Source organism: Tepidiforma sp. (genome assembly GCF_034432735.1).
GTDB lineage: Bacteria > Chloroflexota > Dehalococcoidia > Tepidiformales > Tepidiformaceae > Tepidiforma.
The window spans coordinates 1-4,435 of the sequence record NZ_DAOUBJ010000075.1 but is presented as its reverse complement, the minus strand read 5'-3'; the positions used below and the strand labels follow the sequence as shown (position 1 = coordinate 4,435).

5 protein-coding genes and 2 pseudogenes are annotated in these 4,435 nt (G+C 65.8%); 3 read left to right on the top strand and 4 right to left on the bottom strand.

What is annotated here, in order from left to right:
• Positions 1 to 350 (bottom strand): annotated as a pseudogene (locus VAE53_RS07885) (hypothetical protein); the annotation flags it as partial.
• A complete protein-coding gene (locus VAE53_RS07880; RefSeq protein ID WP_322818822.1) occupies positions 347 to 1,186 on the bottom strand; it encodes a DegV family protein in 840 nt (279 codons plus the stop codon). The gene VAE53_RS07880 and the pseudogene VAE53_RS07885, both read right to left, overlap by 4 nt.
• Positions 1,187 to 1,251: 65 nt before the next feature.
• On the opposite strand from VAE53_RS07880, the gene rpe reads away from it, so the two are divergent.
• Positions 1,252 to 1,911 carry a ribulose-phosphate 3-epimerase gene (gene rpe / locus VAE53_RS07875; protein WP_322818821.1) on the top strand — a complete coding sequence of 220 codons (660 nt, stop codon included), beginning with the start codon at positions 1,252 to 1,254 and terminating at the stop codon, positions 1,909 to 1,911.
• 4 nt (positions 1,912 to 1,915) lie between these two features.
• On the opposite strand, the gene VAE53_RS07870 is transcribed toward rpe, so the two are convergent.
• Together VAE53_RS07870 and VAE53_RS07865 are read right to left on the bottom strand one after the other, a co-directional pair.
• Positions 1,916 to 2,128 carry a hypothetical protein gene (locus tag VAE53_RS07870; RefSeq protein ID WP_322818820.1) on the bottom strand — a complete coding sequence of 71 codons (213 nt, stop codon included), beginning with the start codon at positions 2,126 to 2,128 and terminating at the stop codon, positions 1,916 to 1,918.
• 125 nt (positions 2,129 to 2,253) lie between these two features.
• Complete coding sequence (locus VAE53_RS07865) at positions 2,254 to 2,403, bottom strand: hypothetical protein (RefSeq protein ID WP_322818819.1); 150 nt, start codon at positions 2,401 to 2,403, stop codon at positions 2,254 to 2,256.
• On the opposite strand from VAE53_RS07865, the gene VAE53_RS07860 reads away from it, so the two are divergent.
• Positions 2,393 to 3,916 carry a flagellin gene (locus VAE53_RS07860; RefSeq protein WP_322818818.1) on the top strand — a complete coding sequence of 508 codons (1,524 nt, stop codon included), beginning with the start codon at positions 2,393 to 2,395 and terminating at the stop codon, positions 3,914 to 3,916. The two genes, VAE53_RS07865 and VAE53_RS07860, sit on opposite strands and share 11 nt — an antisense overlap.
• A 270-nt stretch (positions 3,917 to 4,186) precedes the next feature.
• Positions 4,187 to 4,435: pseudogene (locus VAE53_RS07855) on the top strand (flagellin FliC); the annotation flags it as partial.

Here is a 4,435-nt window from a genome sequence, read left to right as displayed (position 1 = left end):
CGGAGAGATGGGGCTGCGGGGAGGGGTGGTTTGGGGGTGGGCTTGGGGGCTTTGGCGGCGGAGGGCTTCGGGGTGGCGGCGGTGGCGGCGGGGCTGGGATCGGCGAGGGCAGCGAGGACTTCGGCTACCCAGCGTTCGCGTTCTGGTTGTGGGAGGGAGCGGTAGCCGCCGGGCGGGAGGCGGCGGGCGGCGGGGGCGAGGGGGGAATTGCGGAGGAGCCCATCTTCGTGGAGCTGGACGAGGAAGCGGTCGAGGCCGCCGAGGACGGCGGTGTTGCGGCAGCCGCTCTGGCGCTCGAGTTCGAACAGGCGACGGAGGCGGACGGGGTCGAGGGTGCGGGGGGCTGTCATTCGCGTTGGAGGGCGGCTACGCCGAAGGCTCCGGGGCCGGTGTACGTGCCGACGACGGGGCCGAGGTAGGCGGTGTGGAGGGTGGTGTGGGGAAGGTGGGGTTGGAGGCGAAGGAGGGCGGCCTCGGCTTCTGTGGGGAGGTCGCCGTGGGCGATGAAGAGCTCTTTTGCGCGGGGCATGCTGGACGCGAGCTCGAGGATGCGCTCGTGGGCGCGGGCACGGGTGCGGACGCGTTCGAATGGGGCGACTTCGCCTTGGTCGACGGTAAGGATGGGCTTGATGCTGAGGATGGAGCCGATCAGGGAGCGCGCCCGGCCGATGCGGCCGCCGCGCTGGAGGTATTCGAGGGTATCGACGGCGACGTGGACGGAGACGCGGTCCATGGCGCGGCGAGCGGTGGCGACGACTTCGGTGAGCGAGGCTCCTTGGGCGGCGGCACGGGCTGCTTCGAGGACGATGAGCCCGAGCCCGAGGCTGACGTTGTAGGAGTCGATGAGGTCGATATGGAGGTCGTGTTTGAGGGTTTCGCGGGCGACGGAGGCGGAGTTGAGGGTTCCGGAGAGTTTGGAGGAGATGTGGATGGAGACGATTTCTGCGCCATCGGCGCCGGCGGTTCGGTAGGCCTGTTGGAATCGTTCGACGGGGGGCTGGCTGGTGCGGGGGAGGAGGGTGGAATTGCGAAGGCGGTCGTAGAAGGCTGGGGGTGTGATGTCGATGCCGTCTTGGAGGGCTTCTTGGCCGAAGATGACGGTGAGGGGGACGACGACGATGTCGTGGGCGGCCACGAGGTGGCTGGGGAGGTCGCAGGTGGAGTCGGTGACGATGCGAACGGTCATAACTGTTCAGGTGCCTATGCGAGAGAGTATAAGCTGCCGGTGCGGAGGCCGTAGAATAGCGCGCGATGGCTCACGTAAAGCTTGCACCTTCGATTTTGACGGCGGACTTTGGGCGGCTGGCGGATGAGGTTCGGGCGGCTGAGGCGGGCGGGGCGGATATGCTCCACTTGGATGTGATGGACGGGCGGTTTGTCCCGAACATTACGTTCGGGGCGTTGGTGGTGGAGGCGCTACGGAAGGTGACGCGGCTGCCCTTCGATATTCATTTGATGACGGTCGAGCCTGAGCGGCTCATCGAGCAGTTTGCGGAGACGGCGGACATCATCAATGTGCACATCGAGGTTTCGCCGCACATCAATCGGACGCTGGAGGCGATCCATCGGCTGGGGAAGAAGGCGGGGGTCTGCTTGAACCCGGGGACGCCGGTGGCGGCGATCGAGGAGTCGCTGCCGGACGTGGATCAGGTGATGGTGATGACGATCAATCCGGGTTGGGGTGGGCAGGAGATGATTCGGCGGCAGCTGGAGAAGGTGGCACAGATTCGGCGCCTGCTGGATGCGGGGGGTTTTGGCGCGGATATCGAGATCGATGGTGGGGTGAAGGTGCACAACGCGGCGGAATGTGCGCGGGCAGGGGCGACGGTGTTGGTGTGCGGGAGCTCGGTCTACAACGCGGAGCGGAGCGTGGCGGAGAATCTGGCGGCGCTGCGGCGCGCGTTAGGGTAGGGGCTCAGGCGATTTTGACGCCTGCTTCGCGGAGCCTGGCGAGGAGGCCGATGGCGGTTTCGAGTTCTGGGTCGTGCTCGGTGGTTTGGCCTTCGAAGAGGAGGAAGTCGATGTCGGCGGCGGTGTAGCCGTAGCGGTCGAGGACGTCGAGGGCCTCGCGGATGGCTTCCTGGGTATTGGGGACGTGGCGCGCGACCCAGTCGTCGGTGGTTTTCATGGGACCCTCCGTTCGGCGGTTAGGGTTCAGTGTGCCACGGGTGGCGTGGGTGCGCTGGGGGCGAATGGCTGGAGGGAGGGGGCCATAGGGCGAAACCCTGAATTTGGTGGGATGTGGGGCGGCAGTCACTCAATGTCCACGTTGTTCACCCGATTGTCACGGTAGTGGCCCGGGAGGGCGGCAACCTCGCCGGGCGCGACATCACCAAGGTTCCGGTGGAGAGCCGGCGAAGGAGAGGCGACGATGACCCGCATCATGACGAACGTGAGTGCCATCAACGGGCAGCGAAATTTGGCGAAGACGGGCCTGCGGATGGGGAAGACGTTGGAGAAACTGGCGAGTGGGTATCGGATCAATCGGGCAGCGGACGATGCTGCGGGGCTGGCGATCAGCGAGAAGATGCGCGCGCAGATCCGCGGGAACAAGCAGGCGTTGCGCAATGCGCAGGACGGGATCTCGATGCTCCAGACGGCGGAGGGGGCGATGGACGAGGTGCACGCGATTTTGCAGCGCATGCGGGAGTTGGCGGTGCAGGCGGCGAACGGGACGTACGCGGACAACGGACCGGAGCGGACGAGCATCGGCGAGGAGATCGTCCAGCTGCGCAAGGAGATCGACCGAATCGCCTACAGCACGGAGTTCAATGGCCAGAAGGTGTTGACGGGGGCGCTTTCGAGCATGGCGGCGGGTGTGTCGGGGACGAATCTCGTTCAGGGGGAGACGATCGGCTATGCGAACGCTGGCGCGAGCGGGACGCATTTGGTGAGTGGCGACCCTCTTCCCTCGGGTGGCACGCGGACGGTGACGTTCGCGACGGCGCCGGCGGGCGATTATGTGTTCGTGAACAACGGCGGTGTGCTGGAGATGCGCCTCGGGAGTGCGAGCGGTGCGCTGGTGGCGACGGCGGCGGGCTTCGCCTCGGGCTCGACGATCGCGGCGGGCCAGGGGGGCTCGGTGGTGTTCAGCAATGGGTTCACGCTCACGATTACGTCGGATCCTGCGGCCTACTCGTGGTCGAGTTTCCTGGCGGATATGCAGGTGGGGGGCAATTCGAACCTGTCGGTGAACGGTCTGACGGCGACGACGATCACGGCGACGACGGCGCGGCCGCAGACGTATACGTTCACCTCGCCGGGCGCTGGGCAGCTGACGTTGACGGGAGCGGACGGCACGTCCCAGACGCTGACGGTGAGTGGCATGGCACCGAACGAGACGCGGACGCTGGACTTCAATCAGCTAGGAGTGAGCATCACGCTGCAGACCGGCCCAGCCGGGCGGACGGCGGCCCAGGTGATTTCGGACCTGACAGGGGCGACGGACAATACGGTGGTGATCGTGGGGACGGGGAATGTCTCGACGTTGCAAGTCGGGGCGAACGTGCCGGACACGCTCCAGCTCGAGTTCGTGAGCATGTTGAGCGAGAACTTGGGTTCGCCGGCGTACAAGTTGGGCGGGTCGAGCGGGCTGATCACGACGCTGGGCGACCAGGTGGTGAAGACGATTCAGGATGCGCACAACCTGATGAGTGCGCTCGACGGGGCGATTCAGACGTTGAACAGTCGGCGCGGCACGTTGGGTGCGGCGCAGAATCGGCTGGAGCACACGATCAATAGCCTCGGGGTGGCTGTCGAGAACCTGACGGCGAGCGAGAGCCGGATCCGCGATGCGGATATCGCGGAGCTCTCGAGCGATCTGGTTGCTTCGAATATTTTGCAGTCGGCTGGGGTGGCGGTGTTGGCGCAGGCGAACCAGACGCCGCAGGCGGTGTTGCAGCTCCTCCAGCGCTGATCCGCGGACTGATCGAGGCCGCTCTCCCGGTGCGGGGAGGTCACCTGAGGTGACCTCCCCGTTGCCGTTTTCGGGGGATCGGCGAGGTGGTTCGTTCACCCGCTGTCCACCGTGGGTACGTGTTCGTCACCGGTGTACCCCTGGTGGCCCCTATTCTGCACCCCGAATCGTTCGTGACGGGAGCGATAACCAAGGCGTCAGACCTGCCCAAATCCACATCGGGGCAGGCCCCGGGGAGATCCGGGGGAGTACGAGAAGGGGAGACGCAGGATGTCTTCGATCGTTACGAACGTTGCTGCCTTGAACGGTCAGCGCAACCTCAACATCACGGCTGCGAAGATGGGGAAGGTGTTGGAGAAGCTCTCCAGCGGCTACCGTATCAACCGCGCTGCCGACGATGCCGCCGGCCTTGGCATCTCGGAGAAGATGCGTGCCCAGATCCGGGGCACCAGCCAGGCCATCCGCAATGCCAAGGACGGCATCTCGATGATCCAGACCGCCGAAGGCGCGATGGACGAA